Here is a 24,083-nt window from a genome sequence, read left to right as displayed (position 1 = left end):
AAGGTAGCGTAGTTCATGGCGTTGGAGCGTTTTTGGGTGATTGTTTCCTCAAACTTCCCCCGCCCCGCTCCCACCCCAAAGGCAATTTGGGCGAACGGTTATTCCGGCCCTCGAACGGGCGCAAACCCGGCCGAGCCGCACGCCTTTTCGCGCAACAGGCCCGGAGCAGTGCTCCGGGCCTGTTCGGTTCGTCCCAACGGGGCCGGCGGCTTAGCCGATGGCCTGGGCCAGGTCCTCAATCAGGTCCTCGGCGTCCTCGATGCCCACGCTCAGGCGAATGAGCGAGTCCGAGAGGCCCGACTTACGGCGCTGCTCGGCCGGAATGCTGGCGTGCGTCATGGTGGCGGGGTGGCCGCTGAGGCTTTCCACGCCGCCCAGGCTTTCGGCCAGGGTGAAGTACTGGAACTTCTCCAGCACGGCAATGGCGTCTTCCTGCCGGTCGCCCTTCAGTACGAAGGAAATCATGCCGCCGAAGTCGCGCATCTGCTTGGCGGCCACGGCGTGGTTGGGGTGGTTTTCGAAGCCGGGCCAGTACACTTTCTCCACTTTGGGGTGCTGGCGCAGGTACTCGGCCACGGCGCGGCCGTTTTCGCAGTGCCGCTGCATGCGAATGTGCAGCGTTTTCAGCCCGCGCAGTACCAGGAAGCAGTCCTGGGGCCCGGGCGTGCCGCCGCAGGCGTTCTGGTAAAAGCTCAGGCGCTGGTGCAGCTCGTCGTCGTTCACCACCAGGGCGCCCATCACGGTGTCGGAGTGGCCGGCCATGTACTTGGTCAGCGAGTACATCACGATGTCGGCGCCCAGGTCCATGGGCGTTTGCAGGTAGGGCGTGCTGAAGGTGTTGTCGACGGCCAGCAAGGCGCCGCACTCCTTGGCCACGGCCGAAGCCGCCGCAATGTCGATGACGTTGAGAAGCGGGTTGGTGGGCGTTTCCACCCAAATCAGCTTGGTTTTGTCGCTGGCCACGGCGCGCACGGCTTCCATGTCGTGCATGGGCACGAAGTGGAATTTGATGCCGAACGGCTCGTACACTTTTGTGAAGAGGCGGTAGCTGCCGCCGTAAAGGTCGTTGGTCGAAATCACCTCGTCGCCGGGCTTGAGCAGCTTCATCAGGCAGTCGATGGCGGCCATGCCGGAGGCGAAAGCAATGCCGTGCTTGCCGTTGTCGAGGGCGGCCACAGCATCCTGCAGCTGCGAGCGGGTAGGGTTGTGGGTGCGCGAGTACTCAAAGCCCTGGTTTTTGCCGGGCGAGGTCTGCACGTAGGTCGAAGTCTGGTAGATGGGCGTCATGATGGCCCCAGTGTGGGGGTCCGGGTGCACGCCGGCGTGAATGGCTTTGGTGGCGAATTTCATGGTGGGAGAAGGTGGGATTTTAAGGAATTGAGCCCGGCGCGCGGCAGGGGCCGGTGCGTTGGGCCGGCAAGTTACGGAAGCCCGCCAAGGCAACGCCGAACCGGCGCGGCGTCCGTGGCCTCCCTTGCCCGGCGCCCGGCCGCGCAGCCATTGGCTCCTGCGGCGCGTAAGCAGCACACGGCGGCCGTGCCTTACTTGGCAGGCGCCGCCGCTACCTTCGCTGCCCATGAAATTTCTGCGCGAGCTCCTTCGAAAAAACTTTTCCACGCTGCTGTCGATGCTGCTGCTGGTGGCCGTGCCGCTGGTGGGCAGCTCGTCGCTCAGCTTCGTGCTCTACCGCAACCAGCAATTGCTCGAAAACCTCACCACCGGCCAAAGCCTGTTCTACTTCGTGATTGTGGGCGTGGCCATGGCATTTTCCTTGGTCAATACCACGGCCGTGGTGCTGATTACGGGCTTTTACCTGGGCTGGAGCGGCTTTCCGGGCATGGTGGTGGCCTACGCGCTGGCCGCGCTGGTGGGCTACCAGATTGCCAGCACCCTCGACCACGGCAAGATGCTGGCCTTCCTCGGCCACTTCCCCAAAGTCGACGCCGTGATGAAGGAGCTCAAAACCGATAGCTGGCAGTTGATTTTCCTCACGCGCATCTCGCCCGTCACCCCTTTTGCGCTCATGACGTTTGTGCTGGCCATCATGCGGGTGCGGCGCGGGCCGTTCTTGTTTGCGTCGGTGGCCGGCATGCTGCCGCGCAGCCTGTTTTTCTACTGGCTCGGCACCAAGGCGCAGGACGTGTTTGCGCTGCTCAAAGACCCTGGCACCGGCACCACCGGCAAAATATTGCTGCTAGCGCTGGTGGCGGCCTCGTTCTTCGGCCTCTACTACCTCTTCAACCAAGCCCTGAAGCGGGCCCTGAGCAAAAGCGCCGCCAGCTCAACAACGGCTCCCTGATTGTGAGCAGCTTGCGCATTTTTTTGAAATTTATTTGCAGAAAATTACGCACTGGGCTTGTACGGCCACTTTTTCTCGTCTTACCTTTGCACTCCCAACACGGGAACTGGTTGCATAGCTCAATTGGATAGAGCATCTGACTACGAATCAGAAGGTTTAAGGTTCGACTCCTTATGCGACCACAGAAAAGGTCCTTCCTGCTAGCAGGAAGGACCTTTTGCTTTTTCAAGCAACGCGTAGAGGCCCCCGACGGATTAGATGGCAGCAACTCAGTTCTAATCGGGTTTCTTGTGACTTGGCAAACGTCTTGACGTGGAGAAGCACCCCCGTTTGGCGATTACTCTAAGTTGCTTCAGCTGCATGCTGTTCCAGAGGGTGTTCTGCAGTTGTGAGCGGAATCAGGGAGTCTGAAAACGACCCGCCGCTTCTATTCCGGCGGGGTCGCGGACAACAGAGGGAGCTTTCTATACCAGCAAACTGGCGGTATTGCCGTTTCGCGCGCCTCCCACCGCTACCAACCCACGCTTGGCAATAACGGCGCGGGCAGGGCCAAAAGCTTTTACATAGAGCACCTGCGCACTCTCGGCATCGCGATGCTGAAAGGGCTGAGCGAGCCGCTGAACGACCACCTGACCATTGCGCAGGACGGCGGGGTTCCAATCACCCCGCTATGCGAGACAGTTGATAGATTCGTCGACGTGGCAGCCCGTCAAAACGCCCTCAATTCAGCCAAATGAGCGGGTTTCTGACAGGCAGGTTGCGCACCACTTCGGGTACCGCGGGGGCGTGCTCGAGCTGCTGCCAAGTGCTGAGCCAAGCCGGGTTTTGAAACTGCACGGCACCGAAGACAAGAAAGGGCTGCGCCACAGGCCAGTTGCCCCAATACATTACATCTTTGGGAAAGGGCCAGGCACTTTTGTCTTTCACAAAAGGATACAGAAACTCAATGCCCTTGCGGATGCCGCGGCCCTCGGGCGTTTGGTAGCCCCAGAGGTTGTCGGCGGGGGTGCTCAGCATTTGGCAGAGCATGGCCATCGCATCGAGGTTGAAAAGCGAGTAGCCGTAGGGCTTCGTGCGCTTGGTTTCGAGCGGGAAGCTGCCGTCGGGGGCCATTTGGGTGGGCAGGTGCACGGTTTTGTAGCGCGTGCGACACAGGGCCAGCAGGTCTTGGTTGGCCGTGAGGCGGGCAAAAGCCGCCACTTGCACGGTCCAGCAGGTACCGTGGTTGTTGGCGGCGTTCATCTCCTCCCTAGCGTTGGGGTGCGTGGTAAGCCAGGTGAGATACTGCGCAAACCAGCTTTTGATGCCGGCTAGGTCGCGCGGGTCGAAGCTTTTGGCGGCCTGCATCACCAGCACGCCCTGGGCCACCTCCATCAGCTGAACGGTGTCGATGATGCCGATGCCGCGCCCGGTGAAGCGGCCCGAAATAGCCTGGGCGTAGAGCAGCGACGGATTCATCAGCGTTTGCGGGTCCGTGAACCAAGCCCGTAAATGCGTCAGCGCGTGGCGCACGTATTTCTCGTCGCCTGTCAGTTTGTAGGCCGAGGCCAGGGCGCCCACAATGCGGCTGAAGCGAATCATGGCCAAGCGGTGGGCCGTGAAGTTGTCGGGGTTGGTGAGGCCGTCTTTCTGGATGTAGGGCCCACCGGGGTTCTGCGGGTCGGGCCACCAGTAGTCGCCTTCGGAAAAGAAATCGTGCGGGCCACCCGCGCTGCGCGGCGAGTTGCTAGCCGTCACGGTAATGGGCTCCTGCTGCAAAGCCCAGGCCGCTTCTTTCAGCACATAGGGGCGCAGGGTGCGCGTGGCTTCCTGCCGGAGCTTGCTGGCGGGTGGTGGGGCTAAGCGGGTGGCGTGCGCGGCCGGGAGCAAGGCTAGCAGTAAGGCGATTATGCGGAGCAGCATATGTGTTTTCGGAGAAACATCATCGGATGGAACGTCATGCTGAGCGAAGTCGAAGCATCTCTACCGAGAAAGTACTTATTTACTCCTGCGGTAGAGATGCTTCGACTTCGCTCAGCATGACGTTCTTTTTATCAGGCCATGGAGCGGCATTCAACCACTCTCCTATCGCACGGTGCCAATGCTGCGGTGCGTGAAAGAGGTGAAGCCCAGGAAGGTCTTGTCGCCCGACACGCCGTAGGGGTCCTGGCGGTCGCGCAGCGAGGCCAGTTTGGCGGTGCCGTAGTAGTTGTAGGCGGTTTCGATGCCGGGAAAAATCTGGCTGCCGCTGCAGTTGCGCGAGTAGCTGCCGGCTTCGGCGTCCTCAAACTTGTTCCAGCCGTTCTTGATGAGCTGGCCATTGGCTTCATACAAGGCCGTGTTTCCTTGGATGCGAGCCGTTTCGGCGGCGTAGGTCATGGCCGTGAGGGTGTATTGCGGGTGCACACAGTCGCGGTCGCGCAGTTCCTTGACGGCCCCGTCGGAATACACCAGCTGTGGCATGATTTGCAGCAGGTAGTCGTAGCCCGAGTCGTACACGGTGGTGCTGTTGAACCACACGCCCAGCGCCATTTTGGCGTAGCAGTACGAGGCCTGCCAGTTGTTGGTGTCGGAGATGGCACCGGGCACGTTGTTGACGTAGTTGTTCTTCAGGTTATTGAGAAAGTCGGAGAACTTGGCCACGTCGGTGGCCGACCAGCCCGCACCCGTGCCGTTTACCTGGTAGTAGCGGATGATTTCGCCCGCCGCCACGAACGTGGGCGCTACCCAGGCGGCTTCCAGGTAGGTCTGGCGGAATTCGGTGGGGCTGCCGTCGGGCTTGGGCGAGGTGGAATAGCGCTGGAAATTGTAGGCGTAGCCGTTCAGAATCTGCTTGGCATGGTTGGCGTAGGTGGCGCTGCCGGTTTTCACCCAGCGCAGGGCACAGGCGTAGGCCAGAATGCAGTCGCGCCGAATCTGGTCTTCGGTGGGGCTGCCGCCGCTGCCCACCACGTACACCACCGCCGGAAAGCTGGTGGGCACGGCGTATTGGTTCATGTAGTCGACGACTTTGTTGTAGCCGGCGGTGCGGGTGGCATCGCCGGCATTGGCCTGGCTGGCCACCAAATTGAGGCTGGCCGCGCTCACCACCACGCCGGGATGGCGGAAGGTGGTAATGGTGGAGTCGGCAGTGTTGGCCGTGGCCGTGTCAGGCGTAGCGGCCTCCTTCTTTTGGCAGCTGGCGAGCAGCGTAAGGACGGCAGCCAGTCCCAGGCGGGCCAGGCGCGGTAGTGCGATGAAGTGCATCATGTTTTTTTCGTGGGAATTGAAGAATGGAAACGATGATTTTCAGGCTACTCCGGGAGTTAGGCCATCGTCGGGGAGCGGCATAAAAATAGAATCCTCAGTGCCCGTTAAGTACTTGGAAAAGGCAGTTTATTTACGGAATCGTTTGCGAAATAATTCGTATCTAATTTATTAATTATCAACACGTTATTTTGAAAATAAACCACGGCACAGAGCGCAGCGCAGCATTTTGCGTGTACTGCAAATCATTCGTTGAATAGAGTTAGCGGTGGCACGCGAGATGCTGCGCAGCGCTCTGCATGACGTTCCTTCGGAAACACACTCTAAAGTTTCAAAAACACCGTATCCAGCCCTTCCGAAGCCACGCTGGCCACGCTGCGCAAGCCGTTGGTGCGCACGCGGATAATGGCGCGGCCGTTGTAGGCCTGCACCTTGCGCGCGCCGCTGCTGGTACCCAGGTCATCGAGCAGCGTGCCGCCGCCCGTCAGCCCAAACTGCACCCAGCTGGCCGCGTCGAGGCACTGGATGCCCCGGGCGTCGAACAGCTTCACTTCGATGGTGGCAATGCCGTTGGCTTCGGCGGTTTTTTCGAGGGTGAGGCGGGCGGGTTTGGCCCATTTGGCGGTTTGGTAGCGCTGGAGTATTTCGTCCTGCACGGTGGTTTTGCCCTGGCGGGCCACGGCGCGAAAGGTGTTTTCGCCCTCGCTCAGCGGCACCAGCCAGCGCAGGCCGGCGGCGGGAAAATCCTGGCTGTTGCGCTTTTTCACGCCCTGGCTTTGGCCGTTCACAAATAGCTCGACTTCAGCGGCGTTGGAGTACACTTTCACCATCTTTTGCTCGCCGGCCTCGCCCCAGCGCACGGGCCAGGAGTGGCCGTAGATGTGCACCATGGGCGCAGTGGCCCAGTACGATTGGAAGACGTAGAAGGCCTCTTTGGGCGTGAGGTCGCGCTCCACCACGCCCTTCTGGTTCATGTACGGGATGGGGTTGTCGGGGCGCACGGGGGTAGAGAAATCCTTGAACGGCCAGTAAGCCGCGCCGCTGAGCCAGGGCATGGTTTCCTGCTCCTTCAGGTGCCAGTCGACGAGGTTGCAGAGGTAGCTTTCGCTCCAGTCGCCGTCTTTCGACACGCGGGCGCTGCCGCCGAACAGGCTGGCGTCGCCCGCGCGCTCGTCGGCCCCCTGGCCGGCGGTGATTTTGGCCAGGGCGTTGTCGGGGTTTTCGGAGTGGCGGCCGGCGTGGCTGTCGCCGCCCCACTCCACGTGCAGGAAGCGCTTCACCGCCTTGAACTCCTGCTCCGTCACCGACTTATAGTCGGTGTAAATTCCCCGGTACCAGCCGGCCCAGATAGAGGGCGAATACACGTCGGGAATGTCCTTGCAGAAATCGCAGCGCCGGATGGCGGTGTAGCGACTCGGGTCGAGCTGGTGGGCCAGGTCGTTGAGCGACTTCATGTACGTCCGGATTTTCTCTTTGTCGAACTCCGGAAAATCGCCGGGCCAGTCGTTCTCATTGCCCAGCCCCCAGATGATGACGGCCGGGTGGTTGTAATGCTGCCGCACCATGTTGGTGAGCATGCGGCGGCCCTGGGCTTGGTAGCTTTCGCCGCCCAGCCCGCCCCGGCACCACGGTATTTCTTCCCACACGGTGATGCCCAGCGAGTCGCACAGGTTCAGCACGATGCGCGACTGCTGGTAGTGGCCCAAGCGGATGAAGTTGACGCCCATGCTTTTCATCAGCCGCATTTCCTGGCGGATTTGGGCTTCGGTCATGGCGGCGGCTACGCCGGCGTGGTCTTCGTGGCGGTGGGTGCCGCGCAGCAGCAGGCGCTGCCCATTCAGCCGAAACGGGCCGCGCTCCACGAATTCGATGTGGCGAAAACCCACTTTCTCGGTTTGCTGGAAGCTTTGGCCGCCGGCCGTCACGGCCACCTGCACGGTGTACAGCTCCGGGTGCTCGGGCGCCCACCGGCGCGGCGCTTTCAGCTTGAAACTGGCCAGGTCCAGTTCGCCACTTTTGAGGCTGAGCGACGTTTGCGATTTGGCCACTTGCTTGCCGCGCGGGTCCAGCAGGCGCACGCTCACCTGCGCCGTGCCGCTGGCAAAAGGCTCTCGTAAAACGCCTTTCACTGTTAACTGACCCTGTTTGCCGGCTTGGTCGACTTCCGCTTTCACGGCCACGCGCGCCAGCGAAACGGCCGGCTCGTACGTGAGGTTGAGGTAGCGGTAGAGGCCGCCGTAGAGGTTGAAATCCGATAAATCGGACGGCATCATTTCCAGGTCGCGGGAGTTGTCGCAACGAATGGAGAGTGGAATTTTGCCCTTGAACTGGGTTTTGAAAGCGTCGGTTTTCTGGAAGTCGACCACGGCCTGGGTAATGTCGACGGTCCATTCATCGTAGCCGCCGACGTGGCTACCCACTTCGGTGGTATAGATGAACACACGCGTTTTCTGGCCCGAACCCTCGAAGTGCAGCAGCGTGCGGCCGTGGATGTAGGGGTTTTGGATGGCGAGCTGCGTGCGGTACCATCCGGGGCCCTGGTAGTAGTTCACGTCGGGGTCCACGGCATCGCGCGCGTTGAAGCAGTGCGGCAAAGTCACGGGCTGCCACAGGGGCACGCTTTCGGGGTTGCCGGCCACCACGGGGCGCACGGCTTCCCACACGCCGCCCAGGTCTTGGCGCACAAATTCCCAGCCGGTGTTCAGGCGGGTGCTTTGCTGGGCGGCGGCTGAGAAGCTGCTAAGAAGGAGCAGCAGATAAACAAGGTTTCTATTCATAGCCAGAGGTGCCTAGACGGATGTAGAGACGCAACATGTTGCGTCTCGTCGTTGCTGATGTTGTTTATTCCGTGCAATTCTGCGCCGTCCGGCGTGGGGCCGGCCGTTCAACGACGAGACGCAACATGTTGCGTCTCTACCTCGTCCAATGGCTCACTCCACCCGCTTTACCTGAATGCCATTCAGCACCGCTTCGCCGGCCGTGGCGTTAAAATCGAGCGTGATGCCCTGGCCGTTGCGCACGCTCACGGGCAGCTTGAAACTCGCGGCTTGCAGCGGCGGCAGGCCATTTTCCGGCCCTAAGTCGGACAGCACCAGCAGGCCGTTCAACGACACGTCAAAGCGCCGGGCCGCTTTAGCAGGGGCCGCCGCGGCGGCATCGGGTTTGGCGAGGTTGTAGGCCAGCTGCTCGGCGGCGGGCACGGCTTCGAGCTCGGCAAAGTGCAGGGTGACTTCGTATTGACCGGCCGGCACGTCGAGGCGGAACTGGCTGAGGCCCACGCGCTGGGTTTCGTACATGGCATCGTATTCGGTACCGAGGATGTTGCGGTCGGAGCCGTAGGGCAGGCGGCCGGAGCCGGGCAGCGCGAAGGGATGGCCGCCCACGTAGCCCCAGCCGCCGGGCGCGTAGGCCTGCTCCGGCAGCCACACCTGGTTCAGCCTGGCATCGGTGAAAATGCGCTGGTCGCCGAGGCTGATGTTGAGTTCGGTGAAGGGCCATTTTTCCGAAGCCAGGTTGGTGGGCAGCAGCTGGAACTGCACCTCCACATTGTCTGGGGGAGCGAGGCCGGCGCGGGCGGTGAGTTGGTTCAGGCCCGCGCCGAAGGGCACCGTGAAGCGCACGATGCCGAACTCGGCCGGGTGCGTGCCCAGCGAGCGGCCGTTCAGCAGCAGCTCGGCGCTGGGCTGGTTGGTGTACACTTCCACCGGCTGGCGGCAGTGCAGAGAATCGGGCCCGGCGGCGAGGCCACTGCGCAAAGTCCAGGCCCGGGAGCCGATGCGGACGAAGGGCGTTTTTAGCAAATGGGCCTGGTAGAACAGGTAGGCGTCTTTGGGCTGGCGGTCGGCGGTGAGCAGGCTTTTGTTGTTGATGTGCGGCACGGCCTCCTGCCGGCTTTCGGAGTTGAATTCGGCCAGATTCCAGACGGTGGCCCCGGCCACGAAGGGCCGGGCCAGGATTTCCTTGAGGTAAAACTGATGGTAGCGGTTGGCGTACTCCGTGGTTTTATCGAAGCGCAATGGGTTGAAGGAATGCAGCCGCGCATCGGCATCGGCCCCGAACTCGGTTACCAGCAGAGGCTTATCGGGCAGCTCGCGGCGGTGGCGGTCCAGGAAATCGGGGAAGCCTTGGAAGCCGCCCGAGTACCAGCCGGCGTAGAGGTTCCAGCCGATGAGCTGGGAAATATTGAGCAGGCCGGCCTGCTGGTAGAGCTCAAACGCGCCGTGGTTGACCAGCATGGTGTAGCGGGCGGGGTCTTCGCGGCGGGTCAGGGCGTCGAGCTCGCGGGCCAGGGCGGCCACGCGGGCGAGGTAGGCTTTGCCGGCGTCGTTGTCCTTGGTGAGGCCGGCGGGCAGGCGCAGCAGTACCTCGTTCATGTAGGCCCAGATGATGACGCTGGGGTGGTTGTAGCCCTGCCGAATCATCTCCGTCTGCATGTTTTTGCAATTCTCGAAAAAAGCCGGCGAGTCGGTGATGGCATTCACCACCGGAATTTCCACGGAGGCCAGGATGCCCAGGCGGTCGCAGGCGGCGAGCACGGCGGGGTCCTGCGGGTAGTGCGACACGCGCAGGAAGTTGCCCCCCATCTGCTTCAGGAGTAGCAGGTCGCGCTCGGCCAGGGCGTCGGGCAGGGCGTTGCCGAGGCCGGGAAAATCCTGGTGGCGGTTGGTGCCGATGAGCTTGAGCGGCTGGCCATTGAGGGAGAACCCACTGGCCGCGTCGAAACGGTACCAGCGCAGGCCCAGCGGGCTGCTCACGGCATCGAGCGGCGCGGCGTCGGCCGGACCGGCCTCCCGCACGGTGGTCGTGACGTGGTACAGGTACGGGTCGGCGGGCGACCACAAATGCGGCCGGCGCAGGCCCGCGAAGGTTTGCCGAAACTCCCGCTTCTCTCCTGCCGCCAGCGAGAGGCTGCTGCGCTGCTGGGCTACGAGGTTACCAGCATGGTCAGTCAGCTCCGTGAGCACCGTGAGGCGGCGCTTGGTAGTCGATTCATTCACCAGGGTGCCCCGGGCCAGCACCTCGGCCGCTTCGGCCGACACGGCGGGCGTGCTCACAAACAGGCCGCTGGACGCGTGGTTATCAAGGTCGAAATGCACCGGGTTGGCGGCCACCAGATACACGTCGCGGTACAGCCCACCATAGAAGGTAAAGTCGGCCGAAAGCGGCGGCAGGGCGGCGTTGGGACTGTTATCGACCTTCACCACCACCTCGTTTTGGGCACCTTTATCGAACTTCAGCCACTGGCTGATGGGGAAGCTGAACGCCGTGTAGCCCCCGGCATGGCGGCCGGCCAACTGCCCGTTCACATACACGGACGCTTCCTGACCCGCACCTTCGAAGTAGAGGTAAACCCGACGGTTTTGCCAGCTGGCCGGGACGCGCAACGCCTTGCGGTACCAGCCGATGCCGCGGTAGTAGCCGGGCTCGTCGTCGGTCACGTCGAGGGCGTTCCAGGTGTGTGGAATGGCGACTTTTTCCCAGCCGGTGGCCGGCGCGGGCGTCTGGGAGTAGTCGGTCCCATCGGCTTTACGAAACTGCCAGTCGGAGTTGATGGACTGGGTGATGCGCTGGGCAGCGGCCTGGCCAAAAGGAAGCAGGAAGAGCAGTAGTACGCAAACCGCGGCGCGGATGTAGCGTGGACTCTGCGAGTCCGCGCCTGGACGGAATATTCTACCCGACACGTGTTCTGGCCCAAGCAGGCGCGGACTCGCAAAGCCCATGCTACAAGAATCGTCAGGTTCCCCTCTCTTTTGGAAAGGGGTCAGGGGTGAGGTTAGCGGCTCTATCATAGGCCGAATTAAACGCCCCCGAAGATGGAAAAGCCGCCATCCACGCAAATCATGGAGCCGGTGACGAAGCGCGAGGCGTCGCTCAGGAGCCAGACGAGGGCCCCGTTCAGCTCGTTGGGGTGGCCGAAGCGCTTGAACGGCGTTTGGCGAATCACCAGCTCGCCGCGCGGGGTGAAGGTGCCGTCGGGATTGGTGAGAAGGGCACGGTTTTGCTCGGTGAGGAAGAAGCCGGGGGCCAGCGCGTTCATGCGCAGGCGGTCGCCGTAGCGGTGGGCCATTTCCACGGCAAACCACTGGTTGTAGCAGTCCACGGCGGCCTTGCCCATGTTGTAGCCCAGCACTTTGGTGATGGCCCGCTTCGAGTTCATGGAGGAAATATTGACGATGCTGCCCGCGCCCGAGGCGGCAATGGCCGGGCCGAACACCTGCGTCGGCAGCAGCGTGCCCCACACGTTGAGGTCCATCACGCGGCGCATGCCGGCGAGGTCCATGTTGAACACGTCGGCATCGGCGGCCAGCACGCCGTCGGGGGCGTTGCCGCCGGCGGCATTCACCAAGCCGTCAATCCGGCCGAAGGTGCTCATCATCAAATCACAGGCGAGGTGCAGGGCGTCTTCGTTCAGCACGTCGGCCACCAGGGCCAGGGCCCGGCCGCCCCGGTGGTTGATGGCGGCGGCACGGGCTTCGGCCAGGGCGGCGTTGCGGCCCAGGATGCCCACGGTGCCGCCGGCTTCCACAATGCCGGCCAAGAAGGCTTCGCCGAGAATACCGGTGCCGCCGGTGACGACAATGACTTTGCTTTCGAGCGAAAAACTGTCAGTTTGAGTGGCTAGTTGAGCGTCAACTGGGCGTAGTTCTGGTAGCGCCATAGGGCTTCGAGGTAGTAGTAGTCGGCGTACACCAGCGGCACGTCGATTTCTGAGTTGGCGGGGAAATTTCCGGTGCTGTGCTTCAGCAGGAAGTAGTTGTTGGTGCCAGCGGCGGCCAGGTATTTGGGCGTGCTCAGGCTGGTGAGAATGGCCGTGGCGGCAGCGTAGTAGCCGTTTTTCTTCGGGGCATACTTGCTCAGCTCCAGCATGCCGGAGGCGGCGACGGCGGCGGCCGAGGCATCGCGCGGGGCCTTGGGAATGTCGGGCGCGTTGAAGTCCCAGTAAGGAATATGGTCGGGAATGCTGGCGGTGTGCCCGAGGTAATAGTCGGCCGCGTGCATGGCGGCGGCCAGGAACTTCGGGTCTTTAGTTTCCCGGTAAACCATGGTGTAGCCGTAGATGGCCCAGGCCTGCCCCCGCGCCCAGCAGGAGTTGTCGGCAAAGCCTTGGTGCGTAACGGCCGTCAATAATTTGCCGGTGGCGGGGTCGAAATTCAGGACGTGAAAGGTGCTGAAATCGGCCCGAAACCGGTACTTCAAATCCGTCGCGGCGTGGGTTTTGGCAATGCGGTAGTAGGTCGAGTCGCCGCTCAGACGCGTAGCGGCGAACAGTAGCTCCAAATTCATCAGGTTATCAACGATGACCGGATACGCCCACAGTTCGGCGTGGTGGTCCCATGACCGGATGGCGCCCACCGTGGGGATAAAGCGTTTGGCCAGCGAGGCGGCGGCTTGCAGCAGCACGGCGCGGTACTGCGGTTTTTTCGTGAGGGCGTAGCCCTGGCCGTAGGAGTTATTAAGAATGAAGCCGAGGTCGTGGGTGGTGGTGGTGTTCTTCTCAGCGTCCAGGGTTTCGGTGAAAGCGGCGGCACGGCGCGGCCACTGCGGCTGGCCGCTGAGGCGGGCCAGGTACCAGAGGTTGCCGGCGAAGAAGCCGCTGGTCCAGTTCCGGGAGGTGGTGCGCACGAGTTGGCCGTCGTTTTCGGTGCTGCGCGGGTGCTGGGTGCTGTCGGGGTACTGGCGCAGGTAGGCGGTGTACTGGGCCTCGGCGCGGGCCACGGCAGCGGCCACGGGCACCGCCAGCGGCTTGCCGATGGGCAGTTTGGCGGGCTGCCGCTTCTGGGCTTGGAGCGGGTTGAGGCTGCTTACCAAGAAGAGTAGTAATAGGGCCAGTCGCGGTAGAGACGCCATATGTTGCGTCTCGTCATTGAACGAGGCCGTTTGTACTAAGCAAGCTGAAATCCGACCGGCGCGATTTCGGTCGTTCAACGACGACACGCAACATATGGCGTCTCTACGGCCCTGATTCGAGGTTTTCTTCATCATCAATAGGCCCAGGGCACGGGCTTGAAATCCGGGTGCTTGGCAAATACTTCGGCGGCTTTCAGGTCGGGGTAGGCGCGGCGGGCCTGCTCGTACACGTCCAGGGCCAGGGTGTCGGAAGTGCCGGCGGCGTCGGCTTTCTCCATCTTTTTCTGGCCCAGCAGGTAGGGCCGAAACCACTCCACGGCAGGGCGCAGGCCGCGGCCGTCGGGGGTGGCGTAGTGCCAGAGGTCGAGGCCGACGTGTGGGGCCAGCAGGGCCAGGCGCGCCCAGCCCTGCATGTTCATGCTGGTGTAGTTCCAGGGGCGGGTGCGGGCCAGCTCCAGCGGCTGCGCGCCATCGGGCTGAAACTGCACGGCCACGCGGGGCCAGGTTTGCCGTTGCAGCGTGGTTTTGGCCAGGGCCGTATTGCCGGTGAAGAGAGCAAAGTCCACCACCTGCGTGTCGTAGAAAGTGCCGTGGTTGTTCTTGGCCGCGCCTTCGGGCAGGGCCACCGGGCTGGTGGTGAGCCAGGTGGTGAAGTCCGTAAACCAGGCTTTCACCCCTCCTACCGTGGCTGCATCCACACTCGGGCTGCCGTTCAGCAGGGCCAAGGCTTCCGGGATGTTCACCAGGTGGCGGGTTTCGATGATGCCGAAGTTGCGGCCGTTGTTGATGCCCGGAATGCCCTGCCCGAAGTTCAGGTTGGGGTTCATGCGGGTGGCGGGGTCCAGGAAAAACACTTGCAGCAGGCGCGTGGCCTGGCGGGCGTAGTCCTCGTTGCCCGCGAAATAGTAGGCCAGGCCCAGCTTCTGCACGTCGGCGCACAGCTTGCTGAGCGTCTCGCTGTCCTTCATGGCCTCCGACTCTGGATTGCGCAGGCCGTCCTTTTGAATGTAGGGCTTGCCGTCGGGCTTCGTGGGGTCGGGCCACCAGTACGGGGCTTGCGAGATGTAGTCGTGCTTGTCGCCGCTGGGGGGCGTCTGGGGCTTGTTTGCGATGGTGTAGGGCCCGCGCTTGAGGGCGGCGTTGGCCTCGCGCAACAGCTCCTGCACGCGGGCGGCCTCGGGCTGGTGACCGGCTTTGTAAGCCATTTTGTAGGCGGCCATGGCGGCCGGGTCGAGCAAAATGAACGCGGCCGGCGCGGCAGTTGCAGCTGCCAGCACCGGCGCGCTCATTGCCCACCACACCAGGGAAAGAAGGATTAGGCGCATAATTGAATTGGTTGGAATGGGCGGCGCAGGCCAGCGCGTGGACTCTGCGAGTCCGCGCTTGCACGAACGGCCCGAACGATGCGCGGACTCGCAGAGTCCACGCTACGCCCCTAGTTATACCCCGGGTTCTGGGTCAGATTCGGGTTCAGCTGTATTTCGGGCTGCGGAATGGGGAACAGCAGGTAGCGCGGGTCCACGGTGCGGTTGAAGATGGCGCGCTCGCGCTCGAAAAGGCGGCCCAGACGCACAAGGTCGAACCAGCGGTGGCCTTCCTGCACCAGCTCCCAGCCGCGCTCGCGCACCAGCATGTCCACGAAAGCATCTTTGGTGGTGACGCGGGCGGTGGGCCACTGGGCAATGCCGGCGCGGGCTCGCACGCGGTTATAGCCTTCGTACTTCAGCGGGTCGTTGGGGTTGATATTATTGCGGGCTTCTGACTGCAACAGCAGCACGTCGGCATAGCGCGTGATGAGGTAGTTGGCCCGCGAGTCGTTGATGATGCGCTTGTCGTCCCGGAACTTGTTGAAGTAGTAGCGGGCCAGCGTGGTGGTGCCGGCCTGGTTGCTGATGTTCCAGGCCCGGCGCACGTCGGTGGTGCGGTAGGAGCGCACGAGGCTGTCCTCTACCGTGAAGGTGCCCAGGCCTTGCAGCTGCGAGGGCAAAAACTGCCGCACAATGATGCTACCCGTGTTTGGCGGCAGGTCGAACTGGATGCTAAAGATGTGCTCCGGCCCGTTTTCCTTGTCGGGGTTGAACACGTCGCCGTACACCGGCAGCAGGCTGTACTGGTTCGAGTTGATGACGCGGTTGCAGGCGTCGAGGCCGCTCTGGTTGTCGGTGGGTTGGGCGGCGCTGGTGGCGGCGCGCGTCACGTACACCTTGGCCAGCACGGCGGCGGCGGCCCCGCTCGACACCCGGCCCTTCTCGCCGGCCGGAATCCGGCTTTCGAGGTAGCAGTTGGCCTCGGCGTATTTCAGGTCTTCGATAATCTGGTCGTACACCCGCGCCAGCGGCGTGCGCGGCGGGCGCAGGTCGTCGGCCGGGCCTTTCACCGTGGAGGTGATGAGCGGCACATCGCCGAAGCAGCGCACCAAATCGAAGTAGCCCTGGGCGCGCAGGAAGCGGGCGTTGCCGATGATGTTGGCCTTGCGCGTGGCGTCCATGTTGATGGCCGGCACTTTCTCAATCACGTCGTTGGCCCGGTTTATCATCCGGTACGAGTTGGTCCACCAGCTGTTGATTTCGGTGTTGGTGGGCGTGTAGATGAAGCGCGACAGCTGGGCCCGCTCGTCGGTGCTGGAGCCCACCCGAATCAGCTCGCCGGGCAGCTCCGTGATTTGCCAGCCCGTGCGGCCGTAGTAGGTCTGAGGCAGCAGGGCGTTAAACACACCGTTGAGGCCGGCAATGGCGTCGTTTTCGTTCTGGTAAAAGTTTTCGGCCGCCAGAAAGTCGGCGGGTTCTTCCTGGAGGAATTTTTCGCAGGCGCCCAGGCTCAGGCCAAGGGCCAGGACGCCGAGCAGGAGGATATTTTTTTTCATCGGGAATGGATGGGAAAGTCGGTGGGAGTTGGGGTGCAAACGGTCATTGCCCGTCATGCTGAGCGCAGCCGAAGCATCTCTACCGCTTCGTTGTAGCGGCATTAATTGCCTGCGCAGTAGAGATGCTTCGACAAGCTCAGCATGACGTTCTTTTTCATCGGCCTACCATTCTAAAAGCCCAGGCGCACCCCGGCGATAAACGTGCGGGTGCTGGGGTAGGCATTGTAGTCCGTGTTCAGGCTCAGGTTGTCGCTGCCGAAGGAGTTCACCTCGGGGTCGTAGCCGGTGTACTTCGTGAACGTCAGCACGTTCTGGGCCGTCACGTACACGTTGGCCGACTTAATGACCTTGCTGAACTTAGGCAGCGTGTAGCCCAGCGTCAGGGTTTTGAGGCGCAGGAAGCTGCCGTCCTCCACCACGTCGCTCACGATGCCGGTGCTGCGGCGCAGCGTGCTGCCAGCCCGCGGGATGGTGGTGTTGGTGTTGGTGGGCGTCCAGCGGTTGGTCACGGTGGTCAGCTTGTTGGTGGTCGTGATGCCCGATTCCAGCTCGTAGCGGTTCAGGTTGAGCACGCTGGAGCCCTGCACGCCCTGCAGGAAAATGCTCAGGTTGAAGCCCCCGTATTTGAAGCCGTTCGTGACGCCGTAAATGAACTTAGGCTGGGCCCGGCCGATAATCACGCGGTCGAGGGCCGTGATAACGCCGTCGCCGTTCTGGTCCACGTAGCGCGGGTCGCCGGGGCGCACCACGGTTTTGGTGCCGCTGGCCACAATCTCATCCTGGGTCTGCCACAGCCCGTCGAACTGGTAGCCGAAAAACGTGCCGATGGGCTCGCCCACGCGCAGCAGGCTGGTGTTGCCCAAGCCCGAGCCCACAAACAGGCTGGAGCTGGAACTGCCCACGTAGCGCTCGTACTCGCCGTTGAGGTCGAGCACCTTGTTGCGGTTGAGCGAGATGTTGAGGTTGGTGTTCCACGAAAAGTTCTTGGTATCGATGTTCAGCGTATTCAGCGCGAACTCCACGCCCTTGTTTTCCACGCTGCCGGCGTTTAGCAAAATGCTGTTGTAGCCGCTGGTGCGGGGCGTCGATACTTGCAAGAGCAAGTCGGTGGTTTTCTTGTAGTACGCATCAGCCGTGATGACAATGCGGTTTTGCAGAAACGCCACGTCGATGCCCGCATTGGCCGCCGCCGTCGACTCCCATTTCAGGTTGGGGTTGGGGATGTTCAGCGGCACCAGGCCCACCAGCCGGGTGCTGCCCGAGGCGTAGGAGCCGGCGTCGTAGCGCGCCAGCGACTGGTAGTTCGGGATTTCCTGGTTGCCGGTGATGCCGTAGCCCAGGCGGATTTTCAGGTCGCTCAGCGCCGTGAAGCCCGACATGAACTTCTCGTCAATGAGCCGGTAGGCGAAGGCGGCCGACGGGAAGTAGCCCCACTTATTATTCGCTCCGAAGCGCGACGAGCCGTCGGCCCGTAGCGTGGCCGTGAACAGGAACCGCTCAAACAAGCGGTAGTTCACCCGCCCGAAGTACGAGGCCAGCGTGTTGGAGGGCCGGCCCGAGTTGGGGGTGAGCACCACGGCCGCCAGGGCCAGGTTGTCGGAGCCCAGGGTGTTGGTGAAAAAATTGGTGGCCGTGGTGGCGAAGTTGTCGCCGAAAAACTGCTGCTCGGTCACGCCCACCACCACGTTCAGGAAGTTGTTCTCGTTCAGCTTCTTGTCGTAAGTCAGCGTATTCTCGTTCAGCCAGCTGTAGCGGTAGGTGGTGCTGCGCGTGGCCGAACCGTTGGTGAGCCGGCCCTGGAAGATGTCGGACGGCCGGTACTGGTTGATTTGGTTGTTGTTGTAGTCGAAGCCGCCGGTCACGCGGGCCGTCAGGCCGGGGATGATTTCGTAGTTGGCTGCCACGTTGAACAGGCCGCGGGCTACCGTGCGCTGGTCCTTCACCTGCTCGGCGTAGGCAATGGGGTTGCCCACGTCTTCCACGTAGGGCAGCGGGCCGTTGGAGTAGGTGTAGTTGCCGAAGGCGTCGCGCACCGGCACTATGGGACTAATGCGCAAAGCATCAAGCAGTACGCCGCCGTTGCTACCGCCCGAGGAGTTCACAAACGCGCGGTTTTCAAACGTGCCCGCCACCTGGCTCGAAAAGTTGAAGCTCAGCTTGGGGCTGATTTTCTTGTCCAGGTTCAGGCGCACCGTGGCGCGTTTGAAGCCCGAGTTCAGCACAATGCCCTGCTGGTCGAAATAATTGAAGCTGAGGTTGTAGCGCGTTTCCTCGGTGCCGCCGTTGAAGCCCAGCTGGTAGTTGCTCATCGGGGCCGGGCGGAACAGCTCGTCCTGCCAGTCGGTGCCTTCGCCCAGCGAGTCAATCTGGCTCTGGCGGTAGGGCGCCGGCAGCGTGGTCGAGCCGGCGTTCACGTCGTTCAGGTACTGCGCAAACTGCTTGGCGTTCATCAAATCGAACTTGTGCCGCACCAGCTGAATGCCGGTATAGCCCTCCGCGCTGATGGTGCCCTTGCCCACCTTGCCCTTCTTGGTGGTGATGAGGATGACGCCATTGGCGCCGCGCGAGCCGTAAATGGCCGTGGCCGACGCATCCTTCAGCACCTCAATGCTTTCAATGTCGCTGGGGTTGATGGAGTTGAGGTCGCCCGCGCCGGGAAAGCCGTCCACCACAAACAGCGGCTCGTTGCCGGTATTGATGGAGTTGGTGCCGCGAATGCGGATGGACACGTTGCCGCCCGGCTCCGAGTTGGTTTGCGTCACCTGCACACCGGCGGCGCGGCCCTGCAAAATCTGGTCGGCCCGCGCAATGGGCGTTTCGGCCACCTGCTCGGCCGAGATGGACACCACCGAGCCCGTGATGTCGCGCTTGCGCTGGGTGCCGTAGCCCACCACCACCACCTCGTTCAGGTCCTGGGCCTGCTCTTTCAGCTGCACGTTGATGGAAGAGGAGGAACCGATGGGCTGCTCAAACGATTCGAAGCCCACGAAGGAAAACACGAGCGTGCCGCCACTGCCGGGCACGTTCAGCTCGAATTCGCCGGCCGCATTGGTGCTCGTGCCCGTGGTGGTGCCCTTCAGCAGCACCGATACGCCGGGCAGAGGCGTCTTGTCGGCCGCGTTGAGAACCCGCCCGGACACCTGCCGGGTTTGTGCCTGAGCCGCAAACGTTCCCAGGAACGCCAGCAGCCCAAAAATGAGACAAAGTTTTCGCATAACAGGTGGGATTATGAAAGTGAGTGAGGGCTCATTTATTCAGTAAATAAAGACCCTCAACTCCCCCAGGCGGCTTGCAAAAAACGTTTTTTTACGGAATCGTTTACGTAAAATAATTACACAAATAATTGATTTACATACGCTTAATTTTGAAAACACAAGACTGCGCTTGCAGTAGCCACGGCGTGCCGGCCCGGGGCAAAAGCAACCGTGAAGAGCAAATGAAATCGGACCGAGGTGCCCACTGCCGTGCTTGAGCCGATGCGCCAGCGGCAAGCCGTATATTTGGGTAAGTCGGGCGTTTTATTTGGTCCGGTGTTTTTTAGGATTACCCGTGATTAGTTGGAGTAGCTTTCGAATGTGGGCATGGTGGGGGCCAATGTGCGTGCTGCTGGGCGGGTGCGCCGGCCCGGCCCCGCCGCCTGCCTACCGCATCGGTTTCTCGCAGTGCAGCACGCAGGGCATTTGGCGGCAGGCCGTGCTGGCCGGCATGGAACGTGAGCTCAGCTTTCACCCCGAAGTGCAGCTGCGCATGCTCGACGCCAAAGACAACAGCCAGCGCCAGAGCCAGCAAATCAGGGAACTGGTGCGCGGCGGCATCGACCTGCTCATTGTGTCGCCCTACGAGCCCGGCCCCGTGACGCCGGCCGTGGAAGCGGCCTACGAAACCGGCATCCCGGTGCTGCTGCTCGACCGCCGCATCACCTCGCAGCAGTTCACGGCCTACGTGGGCGGCGACAACGTGGCGGTGGGCCAGACGGCGGCCCGCTACGCCGCCAGCCTGCTGCACGAGCACGGCAGCGTGATTGAGCTGACCGGGGCGCGCAAGTCGTCGGCCACCGCGGGGCGGCTCCTTGGCTTTGCCCAGGGCCTGAAGGCATACCCGAACATGCACGTGGCGGCCGAGGTGACCGGCAACTGGAACATCACCACCCTGAAAGCGCCGCTGAAAGCCGCGCTGCTGGCCCACCCCGAAGCCACGCTCATCTTCGCCCACAACGACAACATGGGCAAGGCCGCCGCCGAGGTGCTGCAGCAGCTGGGCCTCACCAGGAAAGTGGGCATCATCGGAGTCGACGGGTTGGCGCTGGACCTGGTGGACCGGGGCGTGTTCAAGGCCTCGCTGCTGTATGCGCCGGCCGGAGAAGATGCCATTCGCACAGCGTTGCGCATCCTGAACCACCAGCCCTTCAAGCGCGAAAACAAGCTGAGCACAGTCGTCATCGACTCGACCAACGTGGAAATGATGATGCAGCAGCGCGAGAAAATTCTCACCCAGCAAAAGGACATCGAGCTGCAGCACGGCCTGCTGCAACGCCTGCAAGCCACCTACGCCAGCCAGCACACGGTGCTGTATGTACTGTTGGCCACGCTGCTGGGCGCGCTGGCACTGGGCGCGCTGGCTTGGCGCTCGGCCCGCAAAAACCGTTTGATAAACGGGCAGCTGGCTTTACTCAACGGCCAGCTGAGCGCTCAAAACGAGGAAATCAGCCAGCAGCGCAACCATATAGCCGCCCTGGCCGAGCAGGGCCGCGCCGATACCGAGGCCAAGTTGCGCTTTTTCACCAACTTCTCGCACGAGTTGCGCACGCCGCTCACCCTCATCCTGGGGCCGGTGGAGGAGCTGCTGGGCAGCGGCTCTGACCTAAGCGGCGCGCAGCGGCAGGACCTGGCGCTTGTGCAGCGCAACACCCAGCGGCTGCTGCAACTGGTGAACCAATTACTGGATTTCCGCAAGATTGAGGTAGGCAAAATGGCCGTGCGCGCCACCGAGAGCGACTTGGTGGCCTTCGTGCGCGAGTTGGTGGAAGCCTTCGAGAAGCCCGCCCGGCTGCGCGGCGTGCAGCTCCGCTTCGTAGCGGCTGAGGCCGAGCTACCGGCTTGGTTTGATGCGAATCTGCTGGACAAAGTCTTTCTCAACCTCCTGTCCAATGCCTTGAAATTTACGCCCGAGCAGGGCCGCATCACCGTGAGTTTGCAAGCTGCCGAGGGCGGCCGCGCCTGGCGGGTGAGCGTGGCCGACACCGGCCCCGGCATCAGCGCATCGGACCGGGCGCACGTGTTTGAGTGGTTTTACCAGGGCGAGCAGGGCGCCGTGGCCCAGGGCTCGGGCATGGGGCTGGCGCTGGCGCACGGGCTGGTGCGGCTGCACCAGGGGCAGCTCACGCTCAGCAGCCAGCCAGGCCAGGGCAGCACCTTCACCGTGACGGCGCCCCGGGAGCTGCCGGCCGAGCTGCAAGCCCGCGGGGCGGCACCATTGCCAGCGCTGGCCTTGGAAGAGCCGGAGCCGCTGCCGGCCGACTTCGGCCCGGAAGTTTCGTTGGCCGCCGCCGAAACGGCCAGCGAAACGCTGGTGTTGGTAATAGAAGACAACGCTGAGGTGAACGACTTCGTGGCCCGCAAGCTGCGCGGCGACTTCCGGGTGCAAACGGCGACTGATGGCCACAGCGGCTTCCGAATGGCCACCGAGTTGATTCCGGACCTGATAGTGTGCGACGTGATGATGCCGGGCCTGGGCGGGCTGGAAGTGGTGACGCAGCTGCGGGCCGACTGGCGCACCTCGCACATCCCGGTCATATTGCTCACGGCGCGCTCGGCGGCCGAGCAGCAGCTGGAAGGCGTGCAGGCCGGCGCCGACCTCTACCTCACCAAGCCCTTCAACCCGACCTTTCTGCTCGAAAGCGTGCGCACCCTGCTGGCCAACCGCGCCCGCCAGCGGACGCATTTCCGCCGCGAGCTGAGCCTCGATACCGCCACTGTGGCGCCCGCCAGCCCCGACCAGAAATTTCTCCTCGACCTCACGGCCGTGGTCGAAGCCCACCTCACCAAAACTGACCTGAGCGTGGAAGACATTGCCCACGCCCTGGGCATTTCGCGCATGCAGCTCTACCGCAAGGTGAAGGCCGTGCTGGGTACCGGCGTCACCGACTTCATTCAAAGCCTGCGCCTCACCAAAGCCCGCGAGTTGCTGCTTGACGAGCAGCGCACCGTGGCGGATGTAGCCTACGAGTTGGGCTTCTCCTCCCCTTCTTATTTCTCCACCAGCTTCCGGGCGCGCTACCAGCTGTCGCCGTCCGAGTTTCGGGCTCTGCACGTATCGGCCGCGCCTTGAAGCAAACTCAAAAGCCCTGTTATAAAAACGAAACCGAGCTGCATGACAGCTCGTTTTTTTTACTTGCAATAACTTGTATTTCAAATGATTTACTAAAAATTAACCTGTGAACAATCTATGCAATAAATGAGCAAGGCCTGAGCTCATGGTGCGGAGAATTTTGTAGCAGTCGGCCCCTGAGACCGGCTGGCAGAACGTGGCGGCGGTGCCGACCATTTCGCCTGAATCCTGACTCCAAATCCCACCCGCCCCATGAGTTTCGTCAATCTAAAACAACTGGCCGGCGAGCTTGGCCTGTCGTCGTCAACGGTGTCGCGGGCCATGCGCGACAGCTACGAAATCAGCACCGCCACCCGCGAGCGGGTGCAGTCCGTGGCGCGCCAGCTCAACTACCAGCCCAACCCCTTTGCCGGCAGCCTGCGCAACAACGTGACCAAGACCATCGGGGTGGTGCTGCCCCAGGTCGACAACCATTTCTTCTCGCTGGCCATCAACGGCATAGAGGAAGTGGCCCAGCAAAACGGCTACCACGTCCTCATCTACCTCACCCACGACAGCGGCGAGCAAGAGAAAGCCGTGGCCAAGTACCTCACCGGCGGGCGCGTCGATGGCGTGCTCATGGCCCTAGCCAGCGGCACGCGCAGCGTGGCCCACCTGGAGAAGCTGCGGCAACGGGGCCTGCCCCTGGTGCTGTTCGACCGGGTGAGCGACAGCCTGAACACGGCCACCGTGACCACCGACGACTACACCAGCAGCTACCAAGCCACCGAGCACCTGCTGCGGGCCGGGTGCCGCACCATCGCGCATTTGCAGGTTTCGGGCACGCTTTCCATCGGCAACAAGCGCCTGCACGGCTACATGGCCGCCCTGCAAGACCACGCCATTCCGTACGACGCCGGCCTGGTGCTCAACGGCAGCGGCTCGAACGCCGACAGCCTGCGCAAAATCAAGAACCTGCTTCAGCAGCGGCCCGACATCGACGGCATCTTTGCTTCGGTGGAGCGGCTGGCGCTGAGCAGCTACCAGGCTTGCCAGCAGCTGGGCCGGTCCATTCCGCAAGACATCAAAATTGTGGGGTTTTCTAACATGGAGATGGCTTCGCTGCTGGCCCCCAGCCTCACCACCATCACCCAGCCGGCCTACGCCATTGGCAAAGAAGCGGCGCGCATCTTGTTCCAATCCATCTTGAAGCACAAGCCGGTGCTGCCGGCCCACAGCATGGTGCTGAAGTCGGAGCTGGTAGCGCGGGCTTCAACGGCTTCTCATTAAGCCGCTACCGGCCGGGTACCCGTCAGCGGCCGCAGTCGGTAGCTGCTTTTTTTCCATCAGCACGCACCGCACCAGACAGCAGCTCGCAGAGCAGACCATCGGACAGAACCAAGAAGGGTTATTGTTAACTGCTCTGATTCAGTCGCCCATGCCATTTTGGCCTTTATGCAATCACAAAAAAGGTCCTCACAGCAATGTGAGGGCCTTTTCGCTTTTCGTTGCGCGGCGCGGGGTCGACTGCACGAAACTGAG

13 protein-coding genes and 1 tRNA gene are annotated in these 24,083 nt (G+C 62.5%); 4 read left to right on the top strand and 10 right to left on the bottom strand.

Going from position 1 to position 24,083, the window contains the following annotated elements; translation table 11 throughout:
- Positions 1 to 210: 210 nt before the first annotated feature.
- A complete protein-coding gene (locus tag JAO73_RS07280; RefSeq protein WP_190927943.1) occupies positions 211 to 1,350 on the bottom strand; it encodes a cystathionine gamma-synthase in 1,140 nt (379 codons plus the stop codon).
- A 226-nt stretch (positions 1,351 to 1,576) separates the two neighbouring features.
- Here JAO73_RS07280 and JAO73_RS07275 point away from each other — a divergent pair, with 226 nt between their 5' ends.
- Together JAO73_RS07275 and JAO73_RS07270 are read left to right on the top strand one after the other, a co-directional pair.
- Entirely contained in the window at positions 1,577 to 2,299 is a 723-nt protein-coding gene (locus JAO73_RS07275) for a TVP38/TMEM64 family protein (RefSeq protein WP_198976429.1), read from the top strand.
- A 108-nt stretch (positions 2,300 to 2,407) separates the two neighbouring features.
- Positions 2,408 to 2,481, top strand: a tRNA-Arg gene (locus JAO73_RS07270).
- Between the two features lie 538 nt (positions 2,482 to 3,019).
- Here the strand turns inward: JAO73_RS07270 and JAO73_RS07265 are convergent.
- From JAO73_RS07265 to JAO73_RS07225, 9 genes are all read right to left on the bottom strand, one after another.
- The gene (locus tag JAO73_RS07265; protein WP_198976428.1) at positions 3,020 to 4,201 is read right to left on the bottom strand and encodes an alginate lyase family protein; all 1,182 of its coding nucleotides are present in this window, start codon (positions 4,199 to 4,201) and stop codon (positions 3,020 to 3,022) included.
- Positions 4,202 to 4,363: 162 nt separating this feature from the next.
- On the bottom strand, positions 4,364 to 5,527 hold the full coding sequence (locus tag JAO73_RS07260; RefSeq protein ID WP_198976427.1) for an alginate lyase family protein: 1,164 nt from the start codon (positions 5,525 to 5,527) through the stop codon (positions 4,364 to 4,366).
- Positions 5,528 to 5,847: 320 nt separating this feature from the next.
- The gene (locus JAO73_RS07255; RefSeq protein ID WP_198976426.1) at positions 5,848 to 8,301 is read right to left on the bottom strand and encodes a glycoside hydrolase family 2 TIM barrel-domain containing protein; all 2,454 of its coding nucleotides are present in this window, start codon (positions 8,299 to 8,301) and stop codon (positions 5,848 to 5,850) included.
- A 153-nt stretch (positions 8,302 to 8,454) separates the two neighbouring features.
- Positions 8,455 to 11,205 carry a glycoside hydrolase family 2 TIM barrel-domain containing protein gene (locus tag JAO73_RS07250; RefSeq protein ID WP_317191206.1) on the bottom strand — a complete coding sequence of 917 codons (2,751 nt, stop codon included), beginning with the start codon at positions 11,203 to 11,205 and terminating at the stop codon, positions 8,455 to 8,457.
- Between the two features lie 116 nt (positions 11,206 to 11,321).
- Positions 11,322 to 12,182, bottom strand: a complete 861-nt coding sequence (locus JAO73_RS07245) for an SDR family oxidoreductase (protein ID WP_198976424.1) — start codon at positions 12,180 to 12,182, stop codon at positions 11,322 to 11,324.
- Positions 12,143 to 13,372 carry a glycoside hydrolase family 88 protein gene (locus JAO73_RS07240; protein ID WP_198976423.1) on the bottom strand — a complete coding sequence of 410 codons (1,230 nt, stop codon included), beginning with the start codon at positions 13,370 to 13,372 and terminating at the stop codon, positions 12,143 to 12,145. The genes JAO73_RS07245 and JAO73_RS07240 overlap by 40 nt, the downstream gene beginning before the upstream one ends.
- Positions 13,373 to 13,506: 134 nt before the next feature.
- Positions 13,507 to 14,697 (bottom strand): alginate lyase family protein, encoded by a 1,191-nt coding sequence (locus JAO73_RS07235; protein WP_198976422.1) that lies wholly within the window; start codon positions 14,695 to 14,697, stop codon positions 13,507 to 13,509.
- Positions 14,698 to 14,807: 110 nt separating this feature from the next.
- Positions 14,808 to 16,235 carry a RagB/SusD family nutrient uptake outer membrane protein gene (locus tag JAO73_RS07230; protein ID WP_198976421.1) on the bottom strand — a complete coding sequence of 476 codons (1,428 nt, stop codon included), beginning with the start codon at positions 16,233 to 16,235 and terminating at the stop codon, positions 14,808 to 14,810.
- Positions 16,236 to 16,405: 170 nt separating this feature from the next.
- Positions 16,406 to 19,450 carry a SusC/RagA family TonB-linked outer membrane protein gene (locus tag JAO73_RS07225; protein WP_198976420.1) on the bottom strand — a complete coding sequence of 1,015 codons (3,045 nt, stop codon included), beginning with the start codon at positions 19,448 to 19,450 and terminating at the stop codon, positions 16,406 to 16,408.
- A 358-nt stretch (positions 19,451 to 19,808) separates the two neighbouring features.
- Between JAO73_RS07225 and JAO73_RS07220 the strand changes: the two genes are divergently transcribed.
- Both JAO73_RS07220 and JAO73_RS07215 read left to right on the top strand, forming a co-directional pair.
- Positions 19,809 to 22,562 (top strand): substrate-binding domain-containing protein, encoded by a 2,754-nt coding sequence (locus tag JAO73_RS07220; protein WP_198976419.1) that lies wholly within the window; start codon positions 19,809 to 19,811, stop codon positions 22,560 to 22,562.
- A 252-nt stretch (positions 22,563 to 22,814) separates the two neighbouring features.
- Entirely contained in the window at positions 22,815 to 23,831 is a 1,017-nt protein-coding gene (locus JAO73_RS07215; protein WP_198976418.1) for a LacI family DNA-binding transcriptional regulator, read from the top strand.
- Positions 23,832 to 24,083: the final 252 nt, after the last annotated feature.

This window comes from Hymenobacter miniatus (assembly GCF_016427455.1).
GTDB lineage: Bacteria > Bacteroidota > Bacteroidia > Cytophagales > Hymenobacteraceae > Hymenobacter > Hymenobacter armeniacus.
This window is presented reverse-complemented; position numbering and strand designations above follow the sequence as displayed.

Bases quoted from the DNA above. Each gene is read 5' to 3' on its own strand.
- JAO73_RS07235 (WP_198976422.1), bottom strand. From the start codon at position 14,697: ATGCGCCTAATCCTTCTTTCCCTGGTGTGGTGGGCAATGAGCGCGCCG.
- JAO73_RS07215 (WP_198976418.1), top strand. From the start codon at position 22,815: ATGAGTTTCGTCAATCTAAAACAACTGGCCGGCGAGCTTGGCCTGTCG.
- JAO73_RS07265 (WP_198976428.1), bottom strand. From the start codon at position 4,201: ATGCTGCTCCGCATAATCGCCTTACTGCTAGCCTTGCTCCCGGCCGCG.
- JAO73_RS07240 (WP_198976423.1), bottom strand. From the start codon at position 13,372: ATGGCGTCTCTACCGCGACTGGCCCTATTACTACTCTTCTTGGTAAGC.
- JAO73_RS07220 (WP_198976419.1), top strand. From the start codon at position 19,809: ATGTGGGCATGGTGGGGGCCAATGTGCGTGCTGCTGGGCGGGTGCGCC.
- JAO73_RS07230 (WP_198976421.1), bottom strand. From the start codon at position 16,235: ATGAAAAAAAATATCCTCCTGCTCGGCGTCCTGGCCCTTGGCCTGAGC.
- JAO73_RS07225 (WP_198976420.1), bottom strand. From the start codon at position 19,450: ATGCGAAAACTTTGTCTCATTTTTGGGCTGCTGGCGTTCCTGGGAACG.
- JAO73_RS07255 (WP_198976426.1), bottom strand. From the start codon at position 8,301: ATGAATAGAAACCTTGTTTATCTGCTGCTCCTTCTTAGCAGCTTCTCA.
- JAO73_RS07245 (WP_198976424.1), bottom strand. From the start codon at position 12,182: ATGGCGCTACCAGAACTACGCCCAGTTGACGCTCAACTAGCCACTCAA.
- JAO73_RS07260 (WP_198976427.1), bottom strand. From the start codon at position 5,527: ATGATGCACTTCATCGCACTACCGCGCCTGGCCCGCCTGGGACTGGCT.
- JAO73_RS07280 (WP_190927943.1), bottom strand. From the start codon at position 1,350: ATGAAATTCGCCACCAAAGCCATTCACGCCGGCGTGCACCCGGACCCC.
- JAO73_RS07275 (WP_198976429.1), top strand. From the start codon at position 1,577: ATGAAATTTCTGCGCGAGCTCCTTCGAAAAAACTTTTCCACGCTGCTG.